This window comes from Bacillus cereus group sp. MYBK220-1 (genome assembly GCF_051916445.1).
Classification (GTDB): domain Bacteria; phylum Bacillota; class Bacilli; order Bacillales; family Bacillaceae_G; genus Bacillus_A; species Bacillus_A cereus.
The window spans coordinates 723,629-748,605 of record NZ_JBQAGQ010000003.1; the positions used below are offsets into that span (position 1 = coordinate 723,629).

Consider the following 24,977-nt stretch of genomic DNA (forward strand, 5'->3'; position numbering starts at 1 on the left):
TTAGAGAGGTGAAAAGACAATGAGTTTTGCAATTTCACTAGTCGTTATTATTGTAATTGTATCGCTATTTGGGACTGTACTAGTTGCAAGAAACGTGGAGGAGAATTACGGTAAGTCTACAAAAAGAAATGTGAAAAACTTATCTGCAATCTATATTCTTCTTCTTTTTGTTCTACTGGCCGGGGTAACATGGTACGCGGTAATGATTTAATAGTTTGTAAAAGAACTGAAATGAGAGTATGAAGTTGGAATTTCAGAAGCTATTGAGTAATCAGAAAGAGAACCATTTTGGATATATCCATTTACGGATAAGAAAATGTGACTAATTAATACTATTTTTACGGTGAATACTGTTAGTAAAAAATGAGGATAGTTCGTTTTGAAAGGAGGAAACTAGATGGAATGGAAACCAAATCGTGCAGATAAGACACCTGTATATAAACAAATTGCGGATTATATTGAAAGAGGCATTTCTTCAGGTGAATTTCCTTCTGATAGTAAGTTACCTTCTGAGCGTATGTTAGGAAAGGAATTACAGGTGAACCGGAGTACAATAGTAGCTGCGTATGAAGAATTAAAATCACTTGGAGTAGTAGAACGGCAAAAGGGAAGCGGAACACGGGTCAATACAGACATATGGGGTGTCTCACATAAACGAATACCGAACTGGGGTAGGTACGTGGAGGATGGATCGTTCTTACCTAACGTACCACTCGTTCAACAAATTCGAACGGAAACACAAAAAGATGATTTAATTAATTTAGCAAGCGGTGAACTGTCACCAGAATTAATTCCAAGTGATAGATTTCGAACAATTTTGTCGGAGAAAACATTTATGGAAAACCTCGGTTATGATCATCCACTTGGAAATGAGATGTTGAGAAAAACAATTGCAGCACATGTTCAGCAATATAAACAAATTGAAGCAGATTCAAGCTCTATTCTTATTACGTCAGGAGCACAACAGGCGCTTAATCTTATCGTTCAATGTTTATTAAAACCTGGTGATGCGATCGCGATTGAAGATCCTTCGTATTGTTTTTCGCTTCCAATGTTTAAATCGGCCGGTTTAAACATATTTCATTTACCTGTTGATGAGCATGGAATGAATCCAGATGACTTAATCGATTTGCACAAAAAGCATCGCATTCGTATGGTGTTTTTGAATCCAGATTATCAGAATCCGACGGGGACTGTGCTTTCATTAGCGAGACGTAAAAAAATTTTAGAACTGTCTTCTGAGTTCGGTATACCAATTGTTGAAGATGATCCGTATAGTTTAATCTCTTTTAATGGAGAAGTGAACCCGACATTAAAATCAATGGACCAAAATGGAAATGTTCTTTATATAAGTTCATTATCAAAAATTGTTGCATCAGGATTACGTATTGGATGGATAATTGGTCCTACACGTGTAATTGAGCGTTTAGCAGATGCAAAGCAACAAGTTGATTTTGGCCATAGTGTATTTACGCAGTGGGTAGCAAATCAATTTTTAGAATCAAAGGATTTCCATAAACATATTACGATACTTCGTGGAAAATTGAAGCAAAGAAGAGATGTATTAATTGCAGAGCTTGAAGGAACATTGGGAGACCGAGTTGAATGTTTCGTGCCAGAGGGTGGAATACATGTATGGTGTAAAGTGAAAGGAAAGTTTGATGAATATCACTTATTAGGTGAATCTATACAGAATGGTGTCGCATTTGTTCCGGGCAGTGTTTTAGGTTCGAAAAATGAATATATACGATTTACGTTTGGTAGAGCGAATATAGAACAAATTCAACTTGGAATTAAACGGTTTGCCGACACGCTAAATGAGATTTCATAATATGGATGTGTGATAGTGAAATGAGGGAAAGAAATGAAGTACGTGACGCTTTTACTTCAAGTAGGCGTGCTATATGTATTTAGCCTAGTGGGTACGTGGATTCAAGGAGTATTCCATCTATCAATGCCAGGAAGTTTAATAGGGATGTTAATACTGTTCCTGCTCCTTTCCACTCGCGTTTTACCGTTAAAATGGTTTGAGTTAGGTGCGGAAAAGTTAATCGTATTTTTACCGTTATTTTTAATCCCTTCGACAACAGGGCTCATGGAATACGGGTCTTTTCTTTTCAGGAAGGAGAGTATTATATTCCTTTTAGTAGTTGCAAGTACTGTAGTAACTTTGATTGTTTCAGGGTATATAAGTCAATTATTAATAACAACAAAAAAATAAAATCGACAAGGTGCACGATTCAAATGGTCTTAATTATTATTACTGTAGCAATTTATTTCTTGGCGACAAAGCTATATAAAAAATTTACGTTTGCATTTACGTTACCGGTGTTAACAGTTACGGCAATTATGATTTGTTTATTTTTCATTTTTGATATTTCTCATCATGAGTATAGGGAAAATGGAGGAGACATTCTTTCAAGCTTATTGAGCCCTGCAATTGTAGCATTAGCCATACCTCTATTTAAAGAGCGAAAGATACTTATGAAAAATTTTTTATCGATACTTATTGGAGTAGTGATAGGTATAGTGGCTGTAACGAGTATGAATGTAGTGATTGGCGGAATTTTAAATATAGATAAGGAACTTATATTAACTACTTTACCACAGTTAGCAACGATGCCTATTGCCCTATCATTAGCGGATCAAATTGGTGGTATTCCATCTATGACTTCTAGTTTTGTAGTTGTTGCAGGAATAACAGGCGCTATTATCGGACCAACAGTACTTAAGTTTTTCAGTATAACAAGTACGATTGGAAAAGGAGTTGGAATGGGCTGTGCATCACATATTATCGGTGTGAGCCGTCTCGTGAAGGAAGGCGAGAAAGAGGCGACAATCGGTTCGGTAACGATGATTGTAACTGGAATACTCATTAGTATACTAATACCGTATGGAACGAAATTTATTTTTTAAATGTAATGGAGATGATAACAATGACAACATGGTTTATAGTTACATTATTTGTTTTTGGAGCTATTAAAGTATTAGTTTCTAGCATGCCCACTTCTGTTGTGGAATCAATTATTAGTAAATTTGAATTGCATCAAAAGCTTGAGGCGGAAAATACTTCTATATCGATAGATGGAAAAAATATAGAGGGAGAAATGAAACTACAAGTTATTCATGAATTTAATGAGGCTTTGTTTTTAGATAAACATTATTTCCCGCCGCACGGAGAAGGGACACCCATAGTCATTGATACGAAGAAAGGGAATAAAGAGATTAGATTTTCGCTATATAGCTATGAAGAACATGTTGATGTCATTAAGCAATATAAGAAGAAAGTCGTTGCCTATCGTTTACGCTCTAAAAGCCTTCAAACATTGGCACCATTAGCAATAACGGAAGAGTATGCTTAAGAAGGGACCTATAATGGTCTCTTTATTTTTTTATCCAATTATATACATTCCAAATAAAAGAATGAAAAATCATATAACCAAATAAAGAATATGTATGGTTCCAATTCGCGTTATGTACAAATAAACCTAAACTTTCAGCAATCTGTTCAAAAAGGCTAGCACAAATACCGATTGAAATAATAAATAAAATTCTAGAAACTTTAGATAATTTTTTTGAAATGTGTATAAAGATAACTGTTAAAATCGGCAGTACGAACAATGTAAAAGCTATATTAACCGAAAATGTGGATGAGAAGGGCCTAGCCGGAAAGGAATATATTTGTTTATGAACAAAAAAGGCATCTAAGCAAGTTCCAATAATAGAAGAGAGAAAGATTGTAACTACTAATGCTAGAAACTCATTCTTCTTCTCGGAGGAGGACATTTTTCTTTGCGAGAATGGCGAGTTCAATTTTTTCGAGTGTTTTGCAGTAGTCTTCTGTAATTTGTCCATTTATATTTTCCTCCTTATCAACTAAGTAATTTACAACTTGCCAATCGGTAAACCAATCTTCACTGTCAACTTCTTCATGCTTCATATCTCGCCATGCATAGATGAGTGCAGGGCTGTATATGCGATAAGCGCCATTTCGTAACTGGCATTTCTTTATTCGGCGCTTATAAAACTCACGGGAAAAAGATTCATTTACACTTGAAAATAAATGGGGCCAGTAATCTTTCCTTGATCCTGTATGTGGATGGTGTTGAGCCCAGCTTATTATTTGAGATAAAACATGTGTATCTCGAAATAATAATGAGTACAATCTTTTTCCAATTAATATCCGTTCATGTAAGGAAGTGAAATGTTTCATTGTATCACCAAATAGTAATACTTTTTGTTTCTTATCATTTTCGTAGAATGGGAAAAGAATATGATTAAACTGAAAGAAATCAAAGAGTTTAAATCCAATACTATTTAGTACAGTCTTTTTAAATTGTACATTTTGAATCACTCTTTTTTCTAAGTAGTTTTGTTCATTAATAATAGTGGCAATCGCTAAAGTTTTTTTGTTACCTGTTTTCCAAAAATGGTGCCACATCGTTTCCATAAATGTAGAAACATTTAGGTGAGGGAGAAGGTGAAATAACTTTTGTGATCTCTTTACACTTTGTTCGTAAAGTAAAAATTGAGGGTATACATCTTGGAAAATAAGCCAATTCCCTTTTTCTAAAAAAGAAAAAAATATGAATTGATCTTTCTCTGATAAAATTCTCGTATATAAATCCCCCTTTAAATCAGTCATATTCCAACCGCCGTTACGTGATACCATATGTCCAAGCAGTGCCCAATGTATTTCTGGATATTGAATGTAAAATTGGTAGTATGCGCGTGTTCTTGTAACATTATTTTTATTTAGCTGTTCTGTTTGTATTTTTATTTTGTTGATGATGAGTTGCTCTTCTTTCGTTAATTTATACATGGTATCAGAAGGAATAAGTTTGCTTTTTTGTTTCAATTCATTTTTTACATCGAATAGGGAGAGAGGCAGTGCTTTGGAAGGTCCGTTATATGTATGATATGAATTGTTTCGGTCCATTCCGTTACCTCCCTTTTTCATAAATTTAAACATGATTATTGGCTATGAATCATTCTATTTATTTTATTACGAGTATAAGAAATAAATGAGCGGTGTTTTTTTACAAGGAATTTATTTATCATGCAAACAGTATGGAAAATCTTACTGTTGTGAGGTGAAATGAAAAACAGAAACTAAGTTTAATAGTTTCTGTTTTTTTATTTTGTCAATTAAATGTAACAAACGACGATTATGATTTGAATCAATTGAAAATAATTCAATAAATATTATTTAAATTGAGATGTTTCGTAGGAGGAAAAGGAATGTTAAATAAAATAATTTTAATTACTGGTGGTACAGGTTCGTGGGGGCATGAACTTATAAAACAACTATTAGAAAAATCACCGAAAGAAATTAGAGTTTTTTCAAGAAATGAAACGGTTCAGTTTGAAATGCAGCAACAGTTTATAAATGATGATAGGCTAAAATTTATTATTGGAGATATTCGTGATAAAGATCAACTAGTCTATGCATGCCAAGGTGTACATTATGTATTCCATCTTGCAGCTTTAAAACACGTTCCAGTATGTGAGTATTATCCTTATGAAGCTATAAAAACTAACATACATGGTACGCAAAATGTAATTGAAGCCTCTACACAGATGCAAGTTGAAAAAGTTATATATGTTTCAACGGATAAAGCAGCTGATCCATCAAATACGTATGGGATGACAAAAGCAATTGGTGAAAAATTAATGGTTCATGCGAATATACAAACGAAGAAAACAAAATTCATTTGTGTTCGTGGTGGAAATGTTTTAGGAACGAGTGGAAGTGTAGTACCGCTTTTTAAACAACAAATTAAAAGATCTTCAGAAGTAGGGATTACCGATGCGAATATGACTAGATTTTTCTTAACAGTTGAAGATGCTGTTGGATTGTTATTTAAAGCCGTATATCAAGGTAGAGGCGGGGAAATCTTTGTTATGAAAATGCCGGCATGTAAAATAACAGATTTAGCGGAAGTATTAATTGAAGATTCAAAAAAAGAAAATATTAAGGTGAAAGAGGTAGGGATAAGACCGGGTGAAAAATTAAGTGAAATGCTTCTATCTGAGGTAGAGAGTAAAACAAGTATAAGTTTTGATCAAAATTATTTTGTGGTACTACCGACGATTCCTATCGAAGGACTTCAAGAATATTATTCTAGCTATCCGCTAGTGGATGTGAAGAGTTTTAGTTCTCAACAAGATTTACTTGCAAAACATGAGGTGAAACAAATGCTATTAAAAGGAGGGTTTTTGCGATGAAAAAAAATGCGAGCCTTTTAATAACTGGTGCAAATGGTTTCACAGGCCGCCATGCTTGCCACTATTTTTTAGAGCAGGGCTTTCATGTAATTCCTATGTTTCAAAATCGTGCACATAGAGAAAAAATTAGAAATGGTATTACGTGTAATTTAACTAATAAGAGCGAAGTAATGAAGGTAATGAAACAAATAAAGCCAGACTACGTATTGCATTTAGCGGGAAGGAATTCGGTTATAGAATCTTGGACAGCTGCTCTTGAGTATATAGAGATTAATGTAATAGGAACGTTATATTTATTAGAAGCAATTAAGCAAGAAGCCTCGCATTGTAGAACATTAGTTATAGGATCTGCTTTGCAAGCAGATAGTATGAACGAAATGAAAATTTCAAATCCATATAGTTTAAGTAAAACGATGCAAGTCATTATTGCAGAGGCTTGGGGAGGATTAATGGATTCAAATATTATCATTGCAAAGCCCTCAAACTTAATTGGTCCAGGGGTATCGAATGGTATTTGTTCGATTCTCGCAAAGAAAATAATAGATATAGAATCAGGTAGAAGTAAGGCTATTATCGAAGTAAACAGTTTGAAAGATAGTAGAGATTTTCTAGATGTACGTGATGCGGTCAAAGCGTATCATGTGTTATTACGAGATGGAATAAATGGAAAACAATATAATATCGGATCAGGAGTAAAACGATCTTTATTAGATGTACTAGAACAATATAAAGAATTAACACAGCTAAATTTTTTTATAGAGGAAACAGAGAAAAGTGGGAGCGACTCAAATGAGAGTTTAGCAACAGAGGAAATAAAAAATTTAGGTTGGATCCCAGAAATTGAATTTCATCAATCATTAAAAGATGTACTTGAGTATGCGAAGTGTAGTGACATCTGCATGCAATGAAAAACAAAAAAGGGTGTAAGAAATATATGAATGGTTATGAAGTAATAGATAATCAAAATACGCTATTTCTTTCAATTGTTGATACGCTGGACTGGAGAGATGAAGAAGCGCATGTATTGCTTATTTATGAGGCAATACATAAATATCAAGCGTATGTAGAAGAAAAAAGGGTTAATCGAATAAAGTCAGCATTAGAGACGGAAACTAGATATGTGATTCAAATCTTTGCTCAATACGAGTGTAGTGAGTATGGAAATGATTTTTATGAACTCATTAACGATCTTTTACAAGATATAGAGGTGGAGTTAAAGATTTATATAAAAAATAATAAGTTTATTTACATTTAAAAGGTAAAGAGAAAGCTAGATTTTTAATAATAAAGGTGGGTATAAGTTATGAGCAAAACGATTCTTTTTACTGGGGGCGGTACAGCCGGACACGTTATGATTAATATTGTATTAATTCCTAAATTTATAGAGAAAGGCTGGAGAGTCGAGTATATTGGATCCAAAAATGGAATTGAAAAATCATTAGTGCAAAATGTTAAATACAATAGTGTTTCAACGGGAAAGCTTAGGAGATATTGGGATTGGGAGAATTTTAAAGATCCTTTTAAAATTATACGCGGTTGTTTACAAAGTTATAATTTAATTAAGAAAACAAAGCCTGACGTTATCTTTTCAGCAGGAGGATTTGTTTCAGTTCCTGTAGCTATAGGAGCATGGTTAAATCGTGTGCCTATAATTATACGTGAACCAGATAGCACATTAGGGCTTGCCAATAAAATAGCATTACCTTTTGCTACAAAGCTATGCACAACATTTCCTCAGACAGGAGAAAATGTAAGTAATGAGAAGAAGGTTTATGTAGGACCAATTGTAAGGGAAGAAATTGAGAAGGGTAACGTATTACGAGGAAGAAGATATTGTGAATTTCAGCAAGATAAACCAGTATTATTAATTATGGGTGGGAGTCAAGGTGCTAAGTGGATAAATGATATGGTAAGGGAATGTTTAGATACAATACTATTAAACTTTAATATTATTCATATATGTGGTAAAGGGAAGGTAGACCCATCTATTGGCATGGAGGGATATATGCAATTTGAATATATAGGCGACGAGTTGCCGCATATACTAAATATGGCAAGTGTTGTAGTTTCTAGAGCGGGTTCTACTGCTATTTCTGAATTGTTATTTTTGAAGAAACCGATGTTGCTTATCCCGTTAACTAACAGTTCCAGTAGGGGAGATCAAGTTTTAAATGCTGAATATTTTTCACGGCAAGGATATGCGGAAGTTATACTCCAAGACAGAGTAAGTACGAATACATTTATACATGCAGTAAATAAGTTGTATACAAATAAGGAGAAATATATTCAAAACATGAATGGATATAAGAAAACAAATGATGAGGGAATTCATCAAATAATAGATATAATAAATGAAGTGGTGAAGTAATAGAAATGTAAATAGAAAAACAAAAGGAAAGAAGGTATCTTCTTTCCTTTTTGCTATATTTGTTCTAATTAGTTATGTACTATGGGTGAATGCCGTTTTCTAATAGCTCAGTAAATGCATGAATATGAATAGGTTTACTGTAATAATAACCTTGAATAAACTGACATTTATTTTTTTGAAGGAAATTTACGTGCTCTTTCGTTTCTACACCTTCAGCAATGACAGACATTCCTAATGTATTTGCTAATGTGATGATCGTTTTAATAATTTCCATTCCATCATCACATGTTTCAGACATTGTAATAAATTCTCTCGGGATTTTTAACGTATCAATTGGATACAAAGGTAAGTAGGCTAGCGAAGAATAACCTGTACCAAAATCGTCGATAGAAATGTGAATCCCTAAACTTTTTAGTGTACGCAGTTTTATCAATGTTTCTCGCTCATCCATCATTGCAATTCGCTCTGTTAATTCAAGATCAAGAGAGCTTGCTGGTAAACCTGTATTTGTTAAAGTAGAAGAAATAGATTTTACAAAATCCTCTTGTTCAAATTCCTTAGCAGATAAATTTACACCTATTTTTAAATGTGAATATCCGAGTGCGTGCCAACGTTTCATTTGTTTACAAGCCTGCTCTAATGTCCATTTACCTATTGAAATAATTTGTAGTGTTTCTTCTGCAATCGGAATAAACTCGTATGGAGAAATAATACCTAATTCAGGATGATTCCACCTAATTAAAGCTTCTGCACCGATAATTTTATTAGATTCACTATCAACTTGAGGTTGATACAAAAGGAACAATTCTTCATTTTGTAGTGCGTTTGGTAAATCTTTTTCTAATCGCAATCGTCTTTCAATTTTTTTAGCGATTACATCGTCATAAATAGATACAGAGTTAAGTTCTTTTGCTTTTGCATCATACATTGCAACATTAGCGTTTTTCAGAAGTGTAGCGGTATCGATTCCGGAATGTGGATAAATAGCGATGCCGATACTCAGTGATAAAGTTAATTTATGCTCATGTATGATAAATGACTTTTTCATGCATTTAAATAATTGGTTACATAATTGGAATAAGTAATCTTCGTCAGTATAGTTTTCAATTATGATTGTAAATTCATCGCCACCGATTCTTGAAAGATGAGTATGTGATGGAAGACATGATTGGAATCGCTTTGCTACTTCTTCTAATATGTAATCTCCTGATGAATGTCCAAGTGTATCGTTAATTGCTTTAAAGCGATCTAAATCTAAATATAATAATGCAAACTCGCTTTCTGTTATTTCAGCATTTTTTATAACTCTCTTTAATTTCTTATGGAAAAAGGCACGGTTACCAATTTTCGTTACAGTGTCATGGAATGCTAAATATTTTATTTCTTCTTGCTGTTTTTTTAGTGCAGTAATATCTTTCACCATAATATAGCTTCCTGAAATTTGTCCGTCTATTATAATAGGAATGATTGTAACGTATAAAAAATAAGTAAAGCCATCTTTATATTGAGAACTAAGTTGTAAGAATGCCGATTCTTGTTGTTTCACTTTTTCTAATGCCAATGCTAGCTTATGCTTATCTTCATCTAAAATGATCGAAAAACAAGTTTCACCTAGTAACTCATCCGTTGGTGCCCCAAGTAGTACACTCCCAGCCTTATTTACATTTAAGAATATTCCATTTAAATCAATGGTGAAGATAGGGTCAGGATGATATTCATATAATGATTTAAACTTTTGCTGTTTTTGAGAAAGAGCCTCTGATTTATGAACTAAATCAGACGTCCGTAAAGTAACTTTTTCTTCTAGTTGGGCATTAAATGCCTGCAAACGTTTTGTTAAGGAATTGTTTTGCATATGTACGATAGAATGACGAATGAGTACGAAAATAAAAGTAATACAATTTCCTGTAATGAGAGTTGAAGATGATGTTTGTTCTTTTAATGTAAACCCGATTAGTATTGCAACAGCAAGATAGGGAAATACAACTAAAGCTTTTTTTCCTATTATAGGGTTTACAAGGAAATAATTTTTATGGCTATTATGATCTTCTGAAATAGAGCCAGCTATTGCAATAAGTAATATAGGTATTCTATATAAAAGACGTAATAATATTATCGTTTCAGTTGATAAGTGGTTATTTAAGTAAAAATAAATATAGTTAAAAGTTGCAGAACTTATTAATACAAAAATAAAGATATAAATTTTCCGTTTGGAATTAAAAATTATTGGACGGAAAATGAGACTAACACCTAGCAGTAGAAATAATAAATCTGCAATTGGGTATAAAAATGAAAGGAAAACATCTCCTAGTGAAAGAGCGAATATATTTAAATTTGGTTGATTAAATAAATACCATTCTAATGTAAATATGGAAGTAAGCACTATGCATATATCACAAATAAAGAACGCTTTTTCCCATTTATTGCATTCCTTTAAGATTTTATAGCAGAAAGCGATAAGACAGAAAAATAGAAAAAACATGTAAAATACATCAGAAACCGTAAAACGATGTATTGGAATTTCGAAGAAGCTATCTTGATATGTATATACTATTTTCCCTAATAAAAAACTACCAATTGCTATTGTAATACATATCCAAAACGGATTTGAACTGACTTTTTTAGAATATATAGAGTAAATCAGTGATACAAATGTAATGGCTTCAACGACAAGTGAAGCGAAGCGTACATCTGAATTTGAAAAATGAGTAGGGAATAGATAGAAAAACATAAAATAGATTGAATAGCATATTAATGTTCCGATTAATATACATAATTGTAAATTTTTATTTAATTTCAATGAAATCACCTTCTTTAATTATGCACTATGTTCGTTATATCTATACATAATAATATTATTTAAGAATTGTATCAGATTTCCTTATAAAAATCATGTTTATAAGGAAAGTGTTAAAGAGTGTAAGTATTCTTAAGGTTGGAAAAATATTGCGGTTGATAGTACAGACTGTATCAAGACTTTAAATAGAAATTGTATGTTTAGTCATCCTTTGAATTGTAAAGTTTTTTTAGTGATTTGTAAGTGGAGATGCAAAATTGCATATAAAATGATGAGTATCTTTTTTTGGTGAGCTTTTTATTTTTAATCTGAAAATTAATATTTGTGAAAATGTTGAGAAAAGATATAAAATAAGAACGTGTATTCTTACAGAGTGGAATAGTATTGCCACTAAATAGGGAGGCTTTTTTATGATATATCGAATTAAAGATGCAGAAATATACTATGAAATTGTGGGAGAGGGTAAACCGGTCATTATCATACATGGCTGCGCCCCTGACCATAGGTTAATGATGAAATGTATGGAATCAGTATTTCAGAAATATGAAGGTTATAAGCGAATATATATTGATTTACCTGGAATGGGAAAATCGAATGCTCCAAATTGGATAAATAGTTCAGATCGTATAGTAGAAGTGCTTATCACATTTATTGAGGAAATCATTTCTACTGAAAAATTTTTATTGGTAGGAGAATCATATGGAGGCTATTTAGCCAAAGGTATACTTGCAAAGATGTTTGAGAGAGTTAGCGGATTACTATTAGTATGTCCTGTTGTTGTAGCGGAGCCAGAAAAAAGGATTCTTCCATATAAACAGGTAATTGTACAAGATGAGGAATTTTTAAATACGCTCACTTCCACAGAAAGAGAGGAATTTTGTGAGTTAGCTGTAATAGCAAATGAATATACATATAAGCGATTTAAAGAAGAAATTAAGCCTGGGTTAGATGTTGCTAATTATGAATTTATTGAAAGGTTGCAAAAGAATTACTCTCTTACTATGGATTTTCAGCATGAAAAATATGAAAATCCCGTTCTTTTACTGACTGGAAGACAAGATATATCAGTAGGTTATCAAAATATTATAGAAATTATTGAAGAATATCCAAGGGCAACATTAGCAGTGTTAGATATGGCAGGGCATAATTTGCAAATTGAGCAGCCTGAATTATTTGAGAGTTTAGTAGGAGAATGGATTAGACGAACAAATCAGCACAGTTTATAAAGTATTTTAGTATTACCCCTAAGTATTGAAATGGGATAAATGAACGTGATTTATTAACTTATCTCGCTATTTGCCGGGCAGCCCGATTAGTGAGGGCTGATTAAAGTTTCACTTTATAAAAAATTTTAAGGAGAAATTATGAGCACATATATTTATATGGTTAGACATGGTGAATCACCAAAACTAGAAGGAAATGAAAGAATGCGTGGATTAACTGAGAGGGGACATATGGATGCCCGTAGAGTAACTGACATATTAAAAGCGGAGAGGATTGATACTTTTATTTCCAGTCCTTATAATCGGGCTATGCTAACGATAGAGGAGTCAGCTAATTTCCATGAAAAAGAAATAGTAGTATATGAAAATCTTAAAGAGTGTATGTTTTCAAGTGAGGATCAGGTTATATCAGACAAAGAGGTGTATCCACTTGTACAGAAGATGTTCTCTAATCCGTACTTTGCACGAACGGAAGGAGAGTCATATGCAGATTGCCAGAGAAGAGTAGTGAAAGTATTAAAAGAAATCTTAATGGATTTTCGAGGATGCAAAATTGTAATTGGTACACATGGGCTTGTCATGACATTAATGATGAACTATTTTGATAAACAATATGGTTTTGAATTTTTAATGAATACGTCAAAACCGGATATATATAAGATGGAATTTAAAGAAGAACAATTAATGAATGTAGAGAGATTATGGAAAGCTGAATAAAATTAGTTGCATGGATTTTGTTGTAAAAGTTACTTTTATAGCAAAGTCTTTTTTTGAATAGAAAGCATCTTTATCAACTATTGTTAGAATGTTAAATAAATAAGTAATTATTCAGTCTTTGAATAAATTATGGAGAAATTGGTTTAGGGAAACAATTTTAAATGTGTCAAAATTCCAAACGTTGGATTTATATTCAATAGGAGAAAAAGATGTAGAATTTTGTCTTACAGTCCCCGTTTACTTTTCATTTCATTACATATAGGCTTTGTGGTGTAAGGGAGGACATTGCCTTTACGTAAAATCTATAAGGAGGTCATTGTAATGAAACAGATTAAAAAGTTTGCGGGAGTTGCTTTAGCAGGTACGATTGGATTAAGTGGACTACTGTTTTTAGAACCAAGTGTAAGTGTTGCGGAAGCACAGCAAGTGAAAGTAGAAAATTTCAATACAATTGATGTAACGATGAATCTAAATGAATTGTATGTATTAAGTGGCAGAAGCATTGATATTCTTTCTGGAGATAAAGAAGCAATTCAGTTAAATAAATACACAATTAGTTTTAATAAACCTGGGAAGTATGTGATTAAAGTAAATGGCTGTATTTATGATGATGTATATACTTTTATTGTAAATGAGTAGTATATATTCTTAAATTGCGAGATAAAAACAGCAACACCCTATTTGCGATGAGAGTCGTAAATAGGGTGGATTTATTTGTATTAAGCTGTACTTTAAATATGTTCGCTAATTTTCTTTTTGCCATGTAAAGTATGTAAAAGTGTTTGAAACATCTTAAATGATTGCTGAAAGATTGGACTTTGAATAAAGGTGTACAGAAAAGTTACGATGAAAACAGGACCTCCTAGCATAAATCCAATAACTAGTACAATACATTCTACTATGATTCTAGCACGGCTAATAGAAAGTCCTGTTTTGTCTGAAATAGTAAGCATGAATCCATCACGGGGTCCAGCGCCAATCCCAGCCGCAACGTACATACCTCCCCCGATACCTGTAATGGCAATACCAGAAAATAAAATGAGTAAGTTTATCCATAAATAATTACTAGCGTCTGGAAGCATGTTTGATTGTAAGAAAAAGTCCATAATGGGACCGATAAGTAGTGCATTCAAAAATGTCCCCACATTTATATATTTTCGATCTACTAGTAAAGATATTAGAACGAGACATAACCCACATATGACACTCCACGTACCGATGGTCCATCCAAACTTTTGGTAGAGAGCCATATTTAAAACTTCCCAAGGGTGCAAGCCGAGAAATTTAACTTTGACTGCAAGAGCGTTTCCAAGGCCAAAGAAAATTAATCCTAAGAAAAAAAGAAAATAGCGAAAGAGAGTTAGCCTCATCTTTACAACCTCCCATATTTTATAATTATGTATGTTACCTGTTACAGTTTTAATGTACAAATATTATGTCTTTTTATCATTCGTTTAAAAGTGTTAACAATGTAAATGAAATATACATCTTCACAGTCAAAAAAGTTAAAATATTTCGTTTTAAGGATTATAATGGAGGGAGGAACATAAAAGGGAGTGAATGAACTTGAAACAAGAACTTATTGAAAGATTTACGAGATATGTAAAAATTGATACGCAATCAAATGAAGAAAGTCATACAGTACCAACAACACCAGGACAAATTGAGTTTGGTAAGTTATTAGTGGAAGAGCTAAAAGAAATTGGTTTAACAGAAGTAACGATGGATGATAATGGCTATGTAATGGCAACACTTCCAGCTAATACGGACAAGGATGTTCCTGTAATCGGATTTTTAGCCCATTTAGATACGGCAACAGACTTTACAGGGAAAAACGTCAAACCACAAATTCATGAAAATTTTGATGGTAATGCAATTACGTTAAATGAAGAGCTAAATGTTGTGTTAACACCAGAGCAGTTCCCGGAATTACCATCATATAAAGGACATACCATTATTACAACTGATGGTACAACACTTCTAGGAGCAGATGATAAAGCTGGTCTTACAGAAATTATGGTTGCAATGAACCATTTAATACATAATCCGCAAATTAAGCACGGGAAAATAAGAGTAGCATTTACACCGGATGAAGAAATTGGTCGTGGGCCAGCGCATTTTGATGTAGAAGCGTTTGGTGCATCATTCGCTTATACGATGGATGGAGGTCCATTAGGTGGTTTAGAGTATGAAAGTTTTAATGCTGCAGGTGCTAAGTTAACGTTTAACGGAACGAATACACATCCTGGAACAGCGAAAAATAAAATGCGCAATGCTACTAAACTGGCTATGGAGTTTAACGGGTATTTACCAGTAGAAGAGGCGCCAGAATATACAGAAGGCTATGAGGGATTCTATCATTTACTTTCTTTAAATGGTGATGTTGAGCAAAGTAAAGCGTATTATATTATTCGAGACTTTGATCGTGAAAATTTTGAGGCACGTAAAAATAACGTTAAAAATATTGTGAAGACTATGCAAGAAAAATATGGCGAAGATGCAGTCGTTTTAGAAATGAATGATCAATACTATAACATGCTTGAAAAAATTGAACCGGTAAGAGAAATTGTTGATATTGCATATGAAGCAATGAAAAGTTTAGACATTGAACCAAATATTCATCCGATTCGCGGAGGCACAGATGGATCACAATTATCATATATGGGATTACCGACGCCGAATATTTTCACTGGTGGTGAAAACTATCACGGTAAATTTGAGTATGTTTCGGTAGATACTATGGAAAAAGCTGTTCAAGTTATTGTGGAAATTGCAAGACGTTTTGAGGAGCAAGCTTAAAAAAGAACCAAGTAGTACGAATGTGCTACTTGGTTCTTTTAATATAGTACTCGCCACAAATAAAAAGTCGCATAAGACTCCCAATTAGCCCAGTTTGCCGCGAAATCTTTTATTTCATTTTTAGTCGGTTTATTTTCGGAACCTGTTATAAATTTAATTGCATTATGCAGACCAACATCATCAATTGGAAAAGCTGAAGGAAATCTTAAACAACGCATTAAAACATAGTTGGCAGTCCATGGTCCTATACCATGGATAGCGGTTAATTGTTTCTCAGCAACCTTTACATCTTGTGTTTGCAGTAAATCCTCTTTTAATAGTTTTCTCTCTGTAATAAGCTTCGCAATACCGATTAAATATTCACATTTTCTAGTCGTCATTTTTAATTGTTGGAGATCTTCTACATGTAGATTTGCAATTGTTTCAGGTGATGGGAATATCCAATGCTTTCTACCGTCCCATTCTACATAACTTCCAAATTGCTCAACTAATCTTCTTTTTAGCGTATAAGCATATGTTAAGTTAATTTGTTGACCGATAATTCCCCAGGAAAGTGCCTCAAATAAGTCTGGAATACCTAAAGTACGAAGGCCGTAATATTGTTCAATTGGTCCTTGAAGGAGTAAATCATGTTTAGCTAATGTATAAAAGGGAGCTAAATCAGTAGTTAAATCAAACCATTCTTTTACATAGTTAGCTACAGCTTCACGTATCGATTTTTCAGATGTATATGATTCTTCTAAACAATGTATTTGAATATTGCCATCTGTATTCACACTAATTTCAACTAAAGGATTTACATCTTGAACAGGGATAACTTTATAAATTTTGTTATCTTCAATATGGAACATACATTCATTGTTAGAACGTGATAGATAACGTAAATTTTCTTGGAAACAAAATTCTTTTGGAACTGCTATAGATAATACGCTATTATATTCTGCTGTCATATGAATTCCACCTGCAACTTTTCTAATGTAAGCAATTTTTTCTTCATTTCTAATCCACCCCTAAATCCGGTTAGTTTCCCATTCATCCCAATAACGCGGTGACAAGGAATGGTGATAAGAAGAGGATTAGCAGCAATAGCAGAAGCAACGGCGCGCACAGCTTTAGGTTTTTGAATTCTTTCAGCAATTTCTGTATAAGAATATGTCTTCCCATAAGGAATTTCACGTACCGTATTCCAAACAGATAATTGAAAATTAGTTCCATAAGCATCGATAGGGAATGTAAAAGTTTCTCGCTTGTTTTCTAAATACTCGATAACTTCTTTCGTATATATTTGCAAGTAATCTGGACTATGGATCAATATATGTTGGGGCAGTTTTTTTCTAGCCCATATATTTAATTCTTCAAAGTTTTCGTCTTGTGATCCAATGAAACATAGTCCATTTTCAGTTGCAGCAATATGAAATTGCCAATTTTTATGTGTAAGTAGCGTCCAATATATATAATTATTTTTGTAGGAATTCATTATCGTATCCCTCTTTCATTTCGTTCTTTTTTCGATATTCAGTAGGAGTAAATCCGGTTTTCTTTTTAAATAAAGTTGCGAAATATTCTGGGTTTTCTATCCCGACAGCAGTACTAATTTCTTTAATAGATTGATTTGTGTGTAAAAGGTATTCGGTTGCTTTAAGAATCCTGAATTGTTGTATATATTCTATAGGAGTTAGCCCTATTATTCTTTTGAAAGTACGTTGTAAATGAAAAGGGCTACCGTGACACATTTCCGCAAGCATGTCGAGAGTTAAAGATTTGTCATAATGCTTTTCGATATAGTCTTTAATTTGTTTTACCCACTCTTCATTAGGTAAAGTGATTCCATTTGGCTTACAACGTTTGCACGGGCGAAAGTTTTCACTTAATGCTTGCTCTGCATGATGAAAAATTCGTACATTGTTTCTATTCGGTATTCTTGATTTGCATGATGGTCTGCAAAAGATTCCAGTTGATTTCACAGCATAAAAGAATTTGCTATCATAGGAAGAATCATTATGAATAATTGCTTGCCAATACTCATTTGTTAATGTAACTCCTTCATTGTGCATAGAACATCACCTCTGAAATTAGTATAACCTGAATAAAGTGCGTATGTATGTATTCATAAATGTAAGAGCAAGATTACAAAGGTGAAAATATTGGATGGCGTTTAGATTATTTTGTTGTTTCGGAACGAATGAAAGACCAAATAACAGAAGCGAAAATTAATAGTGAAGTAATGGGGTCAGACCATTGTCCAGTTGAATTAAATATAAATTTCTAAAAAAAAGAAGTATCTCCCTAATATTAGGGAGATACTTCTTTTTTTAATTCAGTTTGTTAAAATTTTTCAAATCATTCTTGAAATAATTTCATATTAAATATATACTTAGTAACGATAATCATTATCAGTGAAAATGATTATCAAGTGATGAAGGCGTAAAAGAATTATAGTCTAGGGGAAGTGAACGGGAATGAGTTCTGGATAAAATTGTTAATCTAATGAAATATATATATGGGACAAGGTTCATATAGTTAAATTTTATTGAGAATATAGTTTGAAAATTCGAGAGGAGACATATAAAGATGAACAAGAAATTATTTACTTTAGGGATGGTTACAGTTTTAAGTGTAGGTTTAGCGGCATGTAATAGTGCGGATAAAACTTCAGGCGAGCAAAAACAACAGACAAAAGCTACGGAAACGAAAAAAGATGAAAAACGAAAAATCACATATTTAGGTAAAGAGTATACAGTGCCAGCAAAAGTAGATAAAATTGCGACAGCTAGTTTAGAGTCAATGGAAGATGCGGCAGTACTTGGAATTAAACCAGTTGGTGCCATTACTGTAGGTGGTAAATTACCAAAATATCTTGAAAAAGAGTTAGAAGGTGCTAAATCTGTTGGTGAGAAAATGCAACCCAATTTCGAAACATTACTACAATTAAAACCAGATGTTATTACATCGAGTACGAAATTCCCAGCAGAAACAGCTGAAAAGTTTACGAAAGTAGCTCCTACATTCCCGGTATCACACGTTTCAACAAATTGGGAAGATAACTTAAAGTTAATGGGAGAATTAACTGGTAAAAAAGATAAAGCAGAAAAAATTATTAAGGATTACAATTCGGACGCTGAAAAAGCAAAAGCAAAACTAGGAGATAAGTTAAAAGATAAAAAAGTACTTGTCATAAGACTAAGAGCAAATGAATTATTCCTATATCCAGAAGGAGTATACTTCAACCCTGTAATTTATAAAGATCTTGGACTAACTGCTCCAGAACAATTGAAAACTGTAAAAGCACAAGAGAAAATTTCATTTGAAAAACTTGCTGAACTTAACCCAGATTATATTTTCTTACAATATGAGGCAAGTGAAAATAAAAACCCGAAAATGTTAGAAGAAATTGAAAGTAATCCAATTTGGCAAAGTATGAATGCTGCGAAGGAAAAGAAAGTATTTGTAAATGTTGTAGATCCAATGGCACAAGGTGGTACAGCTTGGAGTAAAACAGCATTCTTAAAAGAAGCCGTGAAAAATTTATCTAAATAATACAATAAGTAAGGTGCGTTGAATGATATGCAGAAAACAAATGCAGTACCAGTAACTATATTATGTATAGCACCCATACTCATCTTATTTACAATTATACTTTCGATTTTGTATGGGGCAAAAAGTATTGACGCTGAAACAGTGTGGAACGCATTATTTCATTTTGATTCAAGCGATGTAAATCATAATATTATTATTACTTCACGTTTACCAAGGGTAGTTGCAGCTCTTTTAGTCGGAGCATTTCTAGCCATATCAGGAGCACTTATGCAGGGGATGACAAGAAACTATCTTGCATCCCCTTCTATTATGGGTGTGACGGATGGCGCTGCCTTTGTTATTACACTTAGCATGATTTTTCTTCCGGGAATGTCATCAATTGGTATGGTTGTATGTTCAATGATTGGTTCTGCACTAGGAGCCGGTATCGTATTTGGTTTTGGTTCGCTCCTTCAAAATGGCTTATCACCAGTTAGGTTAGCGATTATAGGAACAGTTATTGGAACATTTTTAAGTAGTGTATCGGCTGCAATGGCTTCGTATTTCCAAATTTCTCAAAATGTTAGTTTTTGGTTTAATGCAAAGTTAGATCAAGTAGATCCTAATATCATTAAAATCACGATACCGTTTGGGATAATTGGAATAATTTTAGCATTGTTAATATCAAAATCAATTACCATTCTTTCATTAGGCGAAGAGGTTTCTATTAATTTAGGGCAACGTACAAAACTAGTTAAAGCGATGGCAATTTTATCGGTAATTTTCTTAACAGGAACAGCAGTTGCTTTAGTGGGGAAAGTTGGTTTTGTAGGTTTAATTATTCCGCACATTACGCGCTTTATAATTGGGGTAGATTATAAGTGGATTTTGCCATGTGCAGGTGTTATTGGTGGCGTTTTCTTAGCGTTATGTGACGTTTTGAGTAGATTTATAAACTATCCATTTGAAACACCTATTGGAGTCGTTACCTCTTTAATTGGAATTCCTTTCTTCCTTTATTTAATCCGTACTAGAGGAGGAGAGAGACATGCTTAAAAGTTCAAGTCAACGTTTCGGAATGACGATGGGGATTATTATATTTTTAATACTATGTGCTATTTATATTAGTTTAACAAATGGTACGTTCGACATTACGATTACAGATGTATTTAAAACACTTTTTAGAATTGATCCAGTACCAGAACATGATTTAGTTATTTTTGAGTTTCGCCTTCCGCGCATCGTAATTGCTGGATTAGTAGGATTAGGCCTTGGTGTTGCGGGTGCCGTTATTCAAGGGATTACGAGAAATGGGTTGGCGGACCCAGGTATTTTAGGCGTAAATGCCGGAGCAGGAACAGCGATTGTCATTTTTATGTTTTTCTTTCAAGGGCAATTAAAAAGCACAGACTGGGTTTCTATTATGATGATGCCAATGTTTGGTTTAGTAGGCGGATTAGGTGCAGCTATCATCATTTATCTGTTTTCTTGGAAAAACGGTAAATTAGATTCGCAGCGACTTTTATTAACAGGGATTGCAATTGGATCAGGATTTGGAGCCTTTTCTATGTACTTATCACTCAAAATGAAGTCAACTGATTTTGAAATGGCCGCAGTGTGGGTGTCTGGAAGCATATATAGTGCAAACTGGAAGTATATTGTGGCTATGTTACCATGGCTTATTATCTTAATTCCGCTTATACAAAAGAAAGTTTATTTATTAGATTTATTTCAATTGGAAGAAACGAGTATTACAAGTTTAGGTGTTTCAGTAGAAAGAGAGAAATCGATTTTACTATTAAGTAGTATCGGGCTTGTGAGCGCATGTGTTGCTGTTTCAGGGAGTATCGGTTTTATTGGCTTAATGGCACCGCATATAGCGAAAAGGCTTGTCGGTATTCAACATAAGTATATAATTCCTACGTGCGGCGTAATCGGAATGTTTCTTGTAATTGCTTCAGACTTTATTGCGAAAACAGTTTTTACACCTGTAGAGCTACCAGTTGGAATCGTTATTTCTATTGTCGGTGTACCGTATTTCTTATATTTACTTTATAAGGCGAAAGCGTAAGAGGAGGAATAAAAGTGAGTATTTTAAGTGCAAAAAATTTAGAAACAAGTTATGAAAAGCTTACAGTGTTTCGCGATTTAAATGTGGAAATACAAGAAGGAAAAGTAACGACAATTATAGGTCCAAACGGTTGCGGTAAATCGACATTGTTAAAAACAATGGGAAGAATTTTAAAACAAAAAAGCGGTAAAGTATATTTGCAAGGACAGGATTTACATACAATTCCAACGAAAGAAATTGCGAAGCAGTTAGCTTTACTCCCGCAAACTCCAATTGCACCAGGTGAGCTTAAAGTGGAAGAATTAATTTCTTATGGACGCTATCCACATCGAAATAACGTAAATAAGTTAACGACAAAAGATAAAGAAATGATTGATTGGGCATTAGATATAACGAAAACTTCTGAATTTCGAACGAGACAAATTGCAAATTTATCAGGTGGTCAAAGACAAAAGGTATGGCTAGCGATGGCATTAGCACAAGAGACAGAAGTGTTGCTATTAGATGAGCCAACTACATACCTTGATATGTCTCATCAATTAGATGTATTACAAATTGTGGAGAAGTTAAATAAAGAACATAATTGTACGGTTGTTATGGTATTACATGATATTAACCATGCATCAAGGTTTTCAGATGAAATTATTGCAATGAAGGAAGGAGAAATTGTTACAACTGGTAGCCCGGAAGAAATCATTACAAATGAAGTGTTAAAAGAAGTATTTCATATTGATGCACGTGTCATGATTGATCCGTATAACGGGGCTCCTGTTTGTTTCGGATATGATAGCGTTGTATCTGAAGAAGAAAAAATCGAAATATATGTAACAAGTTAAAAAAGAGGGGGAATAGGGTGAATACTACAGTTGAAAAACAGCAGATTATAACATCTAATACAGAGCAGTGGAAAATGTATTCAAAATTAGAAGGTAAGGAATATCAAATTCATATTTCAAAGCCGAGGCAACCAGCACCGGATTCAGGATATCCTGTCATTTACGTATTAGATGGCAATGCCTTTTTTCAAACATTTCATGAAGCAGTTAAAATACAATCAGTAAGAGCGGAAAAAACCGGTGTTTCACCAGCTATTATAGTAGCAGTGGGTTATCCAATTGAAGGCGCATTTTCAGGGGAAGAAAGGTGCTATGATTTTACGCCTAGCGTAATTTCAAAAGATGCCCCTTTAAAACCAGACGGTAAACCGTGGCCTAAAACAGGAGGAGCACATAATTTCTATACTTTTATTGAAGAAGAACTGAAACCACAAATTGAAAAGAATTTTGAGATTGATAAAAGTAAGCAAACGTTATTTGGACATTCTTTAGGTGGACTATTTGCTCTTTATATACTATTTACAAACTTAAATGCTTTTCAAAATTATTTTATTAGTAGTCCATCTATATGGTGGAATAATAAATCCGTACTTGAAAAAGAAGAGAACCTTATACATGAATTAAACAATGCTAAGTTTGAAACAGGAGTGTTCCTTACAGTTGGGTCACTAGAACGAGAGCATATGGTTGTAGGTGCAAATGAATTATCAGAGCGCCTTCTCCAAGTAAACCACGATAAACTTAAATTTAAGTTTTATGAAGCTGAAGGGGAGAATCATGCATCTGTTGTGCCGACGTCTTTAAGTAAAGGATTGAGGTTTATTAGTTACGTATAGGAAAAAAGGTTATGGATAAAACATTCCATAACCTTTTTTAATATGTAGAATTGTCCTTTTCGAAAGTTTTGTTTCAACTTTTCGTCTAAAGAGACAAAAAGTTGTCACAAATCGGTCACAATTAGCATAAACATAAAATAGACGAAATGAACTTATTTCCAAAAAGGCTTGGTTTATTTCAATCATGATTCGTAGAGTTGAAAAAGCATGGATTAAAAGTTCACTATATTCCCAAGGAGGTAGATCGTATGAAAACAATTCTTGCTATCGCTGGACTTATTTGGGTTTTATCGCATGGCATCCCAATTTATGAAGGAGAACAAATTCGCAGTGCTCTGAATAAAAATTTTAATGAATATCATATCATTAATCGGCAAGATAATGTTGTGACAGTTCGAGTGAATGATTGTTTTCATACGGTAACCGTTGAAGGAACTTCAGTAGTGAATGATACAAAAGTATGTGATCAGCAATAATTATATATGGAAAGAAAAATTCTAGGGTTAAATATCTGAAAATTAAAATTAAAAAATTATAGACGAAGAATAAGCGGGGGCGGTTAATCCCCGCTTATTCTTGTTTCACTTTATTGAATTTTGATGAGAGATATAATGATTTTGTGACAAAAAGGAAAGGGTATACTGAAAATTGAGATTAAGAAGCTAATGAGTTGTTAAGAATAATCATAAAGTGTAAATATACTCTTATGGGGTATCATGCGTAGATATTTAATGCTATAATTGGTATACTCATAAAAAACAATTGTTTTATTGAATGAAGAGAAACTTTAAGAAGGTGATAATATGGATCATAAAGAGCATGAAGCAGTAACACATAGATCAGAAAAAGAAAAAGAACAGATTATAAATAGATTAAAGAGAATTGAAGGACAGGTCCGCGGTATTCAAAATATGATTGAAAATGATCGTTATTGCGTGGATATTTTAGTGCAAATTTCAGCGATTAATGCAGCGATGAAAAAAGTAGGAATGGGTGTATTAAAAAACCATACAAGTCATTGTGTTTCAGGTGCTATTAAAGATGGCAATGGTGACGAAGCAATTGAAGAATTAATGACTGTATTTGAACGTTTTTCAAAAGCGTAAAAACAAGCTAGTATGTCACTGGCTTGTTTTTTTGTTTACCTTCATAATAAGATCTCGGCGTATTGATGTGAAAAAGTGTGTGTAAAATAAACTTTTAGAAAATAATTGAAAAATCATGATATAAAACCATTGATTACCTTAGGGGGGTATGGTAAGATGTAATTGTGATTAACAAACAATGAATAAACAAGAGGAGGATTTTAAATGGAACAGTTAACATTACAGGTTGAAGGTATGTCTTGTGGACATTGTGTAAATGCTATCGAAAGCAGTGTGAAAGAGCTAAACGGTGTTGAACAAGTGAAGGTTCAATTAGCAGAAGGAACTGTTGAAGTTACTATCGACTCGTCTGCCGTAACATTAAAAGATATCGTTGCTGTAATCGAAGACCAAGGATACGATGTTCAATAATTATTTTTAGATATGGAAATAAATCGTACTTTAAATAAAGTACGATTTATTTTGCTAATCATTATACCT

General features: G+C 33.2%; 28 protein-coding genes and 1 pseudogene. 22 read left to right on the plus strand and 7 right to left on the minus strand.

The window, feature by feature from the left end; genetic code table 11:
• Nucleotides 1-19 precede the first annotated feature (19 nt).
• The 5 genes from ACTFRU_RS17440 to ACTFRU_RS17460 all read left to right on the plus strand — a co-directional run bounded on the left by ACTFRU_RS17440 (nt 20) and on the right by ACTFRU_RS17460 (nt 3,362).
• Nucleotides 20-211, plus strand: a complete 192-nt coding sequence (locus tag ACTFRU_RS17440) for a hypothetical protein (RefSeq protein ID WP_000006458.1) — start codon at nt 20-22, stop codon at nt 209-211.
• Nucleotides 212-397: 186 nt separating this feature from the next.
• Nucleotides 398-1,831 carry a MocR-like pyridoxine biosynthesis transcription factor PdxR gene (gene pdxR, locus ACTFRU_RS17445; protein ID WP_440037722.1) on the plus strand — a complete coding sequence of 478 codons (1,434 nt, stop codon included), beginning with the start codon at nt 398-400 and terminating at the stop codon, nt 1,829-1,831.
• A 33-nt stretch (nt 1,832-1,864) separates the two neighbouring features.
• Nucleotides 1,865-2,221, plus strand: a complete 357-nt coding sequence (locus ACTFRU_RS17450) for a CidA/LrgA family holin-like protein (protein ID WP_440037723.1) — start codon at nt 1,865-1,867, stop codon at nt 2,219-2,221.
• A 23-nt stretch (nt 2,222-2,244) separates the two neighbouring features.
• Nucleotides 2,245-2,916, plus strand: coding sequence for an LrgB family protein (locus ACTFRU_RS17455; RefSeq protein ID WP_440037724.1), 672 nt, complete (start codon nt 2,245-2,247; stop codon nt 2,914-2,916).
• Between the two features lie 20 nt (nt 2,917-2,936).
• The gene (locus ACTFRU_RS17460) at nt 2,937-3,362 is read left to right on the plus strand and encodes a YfmQ family protein (protein ID WP_000214634.1); all 426 of its coding nucleotides are present in this window, start codon (nt 2,937-2,939) and stop codon (nt 3,360-3,362) included.
• Between the two features lie 22 nt (nt 3,363-3,384).
• On the opposite strand, the gene ACTFRU_RS17465 is transcribed toward ACTFRU_RS17460, so the two are convergent.
• Together ACTFRU_RS17465 and ACTFRU_RS17470 are read right to left on the minus strand one after the other, a co-directional pair.
• Entirely contained in the window at nt 3,385-3,786 is a 402-nt protein-coding gene (locus ACTFRU_RS17465) for a CBO0543 family protein (protein WP_033687074.1), read from the minus strand.
• Nucleotides 3,761-4,939 carry a DUF2515 domain-containing protein gene (locus ACTFRU_RS17470; RefSeq protein ID WP_000375773.1) on the minus strand — a complete coding sequence of 393 codons (1,179 nt, stop codon included), beginning with the start codon at nt 4,937-4,939 and terminating at the stop codon, nt 3,761-3,763. The genes ACTFRU_RS17465 and ACTFRU_RS17470 overlap by 26 nt, the downstream gene beginning before the upstream one ends.
• Before the next feature lie 302 nt (nt 4,940-5,241).
• Here ACTFRU_RS17470 and ACTFRU_RS17475 point away from each other — a divergent pair, with 302 nt between their 5' ends.
• Genes ACTFRU_RS17475 through ACTFRU_RS17490 form a run of 4 tightly spaced genes read left to right on the plus strand, consistent with a single transcriptional unit; the run spans nt 5,242 to nt 8,596 of the window.
• Complete coding sequence (locus ACTFRU_RS17475; RefSeq protein WP_440037725.1) at nt 5,242-6,228, plus strand: UDP-N-acetylglucosamine 4,6-dehydratase family protein; 987 nt, start codon at nt 5,242-5,244, stop codon at nt 6,226-6,228.
• Nucleotides 6,225-7,136, plus strand: coding sequence for an NAD-dependent epimerase/dehydratase family protein (locus tag ACTFRU_RS17480; protein WP_000739077.1), 912 nt, complete (start codon nt 6,225-6,227; stop codon nt 7,134-7,136). Before ACTFRU_RS17475 ends, ACTFRU_RS17480 begins: the two co-directional genes overlap by 4 nt.
• Nucleotides 7,133-7,483, plus strand: coding sequence for a DUF6572 domain-containing protein (locus tag ACTFRU_RS17485; protein WP_002164458.1), 351 nt, complete (start codon nt 7,133-7,135; stop codon nt 7,481-7,483). Before ACTFRU_RS17480 ends, ACTFRU_RS17485 begins: the two co-directional genes overlap by 4 nt.
• Before the next feature lie 48 nt (nt 7,484-7,531).
• Entirely contained in the window at nt 7,532-8,596 is a 1,065-nt protein-coding gene (locus tag ACTFRU_RS17490; RefSeq protein ID WP_000047562.1) for an undecaprenyldiphospho-muramoylpentapeptide beta-N-acetylglucosaminyltransferase, read from the plus strand.
• Between the two features lie 79 nt (nt 8,597-8,675).
• Here ACTFRU_RS17490 and ACTFRU_RS17495 read toward each other — a convergent pair whose 3' ends face one another.
• A complete protein-coding gene (locus tag ACTFRU_RS17495) occupies nt 8,676-11,396 on the minus strand; it encodes a putative bifunctional diguanylate cyclase/phosphodiesterase (RefSeq protein ID WP_440037726.1) in 2,721 nt (906 codons plus the stop codon).
• 407 nt (nt 11,397-11,803) lie between these two features.
• On the opposite strand from ACTFRU_RS17495, the gene ACTFRU_RS17500 reads away from it, so the two are divergent.
• The 3 genes from ACTFRU_RS17500 to ACTFRU_RS17510 all read left to right on the plus strand — a co-directional run bounded on the left by ACTFRU_RS17500 (nt 11,804) and on the right by ACTFRU_RS17510 (nt 13,972).
• Nucleotides 11,804-12,619 carry an alpha/beta fold hydrolase gene (locus ACTFRU_RS17500; RefSeq protein ID WP_000640337.1) on the plus strand — a complete coding sequence of 272 codons (816 nt, stop codon included), beginning with the start codon at nt 11,804-11,806 and terminating at the stop codon, nt 12,617-12,619.
• A 138-nt stretch (nt 12,620-12,757) separates the two neighbouring features.
• Entirely contained in the window at nt 12,758-13,333 is a 576-nt protein-coding gene (locus ACTFRU_RS17505; RefSeq protein WP_440037727.1) for a histidine phosphatase family protein, read from the plus strand.
• Between the two features lie 321 nt (nt 13,334-13,654).
• Nucleotides 13,655-13,972, plus strand: coding sequence for a hypothetical protein (locus ACTFRU_RS17510; protein ID WP_000809495.1), 318 nt, complete (start codon nt 13,655-13,657; stop codon nt 13,970-13,972).
• Nucleotides 13,973-14,064: 92 nt separating this feature from the next.
• On the opposite strand, the gene ACTFRU_RS17515 is transcribed toward ACTFRU_RS17510, so the two are convergent.
• Nucleotides 14,065-14,703, minus strand: a complete 639-nt coding sequence (locus ACTFRU_RS17515; protein ID WP_001241256.1) for a YczE/YyaS/YitT family protein — start codon at nt 14,701-14,703, stop codon at nt 14,065-14,067.
• A 196-nt stretch (nt 14,704-14,899) separates the two neighbouring features.
• On the opposite strand from ACTFRU_RS17515, the gene pepT reads away from it, so the two are divergent.
• Nucleotides 14,900-16,132 carry a peptidase T gene (pepT, locus tag ACTFRU_RS17520; protein ID WP_000807014.1) on the plus strand — a complete coding sequence of 411 codons (1,233 nt, stop codon included), beginning with the start codon at nt 14,900-14,902 and terminating at the stop codon, nt 16,130-16,132.
• Between the two features lie 38 nt (nt 16,133-16,170).
• On the opposite strand, the gene ACTFRU_RS17525 is transcribed toward pepT, so the two are convergent.
• From ACTFRU_RS17525 to ACTFRU_RS17535, 3 genes are read right to left on the minus strand one after another with little or no spacing between them, the layout of a single operon-like run.
• On the minus strand, nt 16,171-17,082 hold the full coding sequence (locus ACTFRU_RS17525; protein ID WP_000123520.1) for a DNA-3-methyladenine glycosylase 2: 912 nt from the start codon (nt 17,080-17,082) through the stop codon (nt 16,171-16,173).
• A complete protein-coding gene (locus tag ACTFRU_RS17530; protein WP_098272678.1) occupies nt 17,079-17,609 on the minus strand; it encodes a methylated-DNA--[protein]-cysteine S-methyltransferase in 531 nt (176 codons plus the stop codon). Before ACTFRU_RS17530 ends, ACTFRU_RS17525 begins: the two co-directional genes overlap by 4 nt.
• Nucleotides 17,590-18,186, minus strand: a complete 597-nt coding sequence (locus ACTFRU_RS17535) for a bifunctional transcriptional activator/DNA repair enzyme AdaA (protein WP_006922223.1) — start codon at nt 18,184-18,186, stop codon at nt 17,590-17,592. Before ACTFRU_RS17535 ends, ACTFRU_RS17530 begins: the two co-directional genes overlap by 20 nt.
• A gap of 77 nt (nt 18,187-18,263) precedes the next feature.
• Between ACTFRU_RS17535 and ACTFRU_RS17540 the strand changes: the two are divergent.
• The 9 genes and pseudogenes from ACTFRU_RS17540 to copZ all read left to right on the plus strand — a co-directional run.
• Nucleotides 18,264-18,401, plus strand: a pseudogene (locus ACTFRU_RS17540) (exodeoxyribonuclease III); the annotation flags it as partial.
• Nucleotides 18,402-18,703: 302 nt separating this feature from the next.
• Entirely contained in the window at nt 18,704-19,669 is a 966-nt protein-coding gene (locus ACTFRU_RS17545; RefSeq protein WP_440037728.1) for an iron-hydroxamate ABC transporter substrate-binding protein, read from the plus strand.
• Between the two features lie 27 nt (nt 19,670-19,696).
• A complete protein-coding gene (locus tag ACTFRU_RS17550) occupies nt 19,697-20,704 on the plus strand; it encodes a FecCD family ABC transporter permease (protein WP_006922226.1) in 1,008 nt (335 codons plus the stop codon).
• On the plus strand, nt 20,697-21,719 hold the full coding sequence (locus tag ACTFRU_RS17555; protein ID WP_440037729.1) for a FecCD family ABC transporter permease: 1,023 nt from the start codon (nt 20,697-20,699) through the stop codon (nt 21,717-21,719). The genes ACTFRU_RS17550 and ACTFRU_RS17555 overlap by 8 nt, the downstream gene beginning before the upstream one ends.
• Before the next feature lie 14 nt (nt 21,720-21,733).
• Nucleotides 21,734-22,555, plus strand: coding sequence for an ABC transporter ATP-binding protein (locus ACTFRU_RS17560; protein ID WP_006922230.1), 822 nt, complete (start codon nt 21,734-21,736; stop codon nt 22,553-22,555).
• 17 nt (nt 22,556-22,572) lie between these two features.
• Entirely contained in the window at nt 22,573-23,391 is an 819-nt protein-coding gene (locus ACTFRU_RS17565) for an alpha/beta hydrolase (RefSeq protein ID WP_006922233.1), read from the plus strand.
• Nucleotides 23,392-23,639: 248 nt separating this feature from the next.
• The gene (locus tag ACTFRU_RS17570; protein ID WP_000849104.1) at nt 23,640-23,867 is read left to right on the plus strand and encodes a hypothetical protein; all 228 of its coding nucleotides are present in this window, start codon (nt 23,640-23,642) and stop codon (nt 23,865-23,867) included.
• A 327-nt stretch (nt 23,868-24,194) separates the two neighbouring features.
• Nucleotides 24,195-24,497, plus strand: coding sequence for a metal-sensing transcriptional repressor (locus ACTFRU_RS17575; protein WP_000349636.1), 303 nt, complete (start codon nt 24,195-24,197; stop codon nt 24,495-24,497).
• 204 nt (nt 24,498-24,701) lie between these two features.
• Entirely contained in the window at nt 24,702-24,908 is a 207-nt protein-coding gene (copZ, locus tag ACTFRU_RS17580) for a copper chaperone CopZ (protein ID WP_000436973.1), read from the plus strand.
• Nucleotides 24,909-24,977 lie beyond the last annotated feature (69 nt).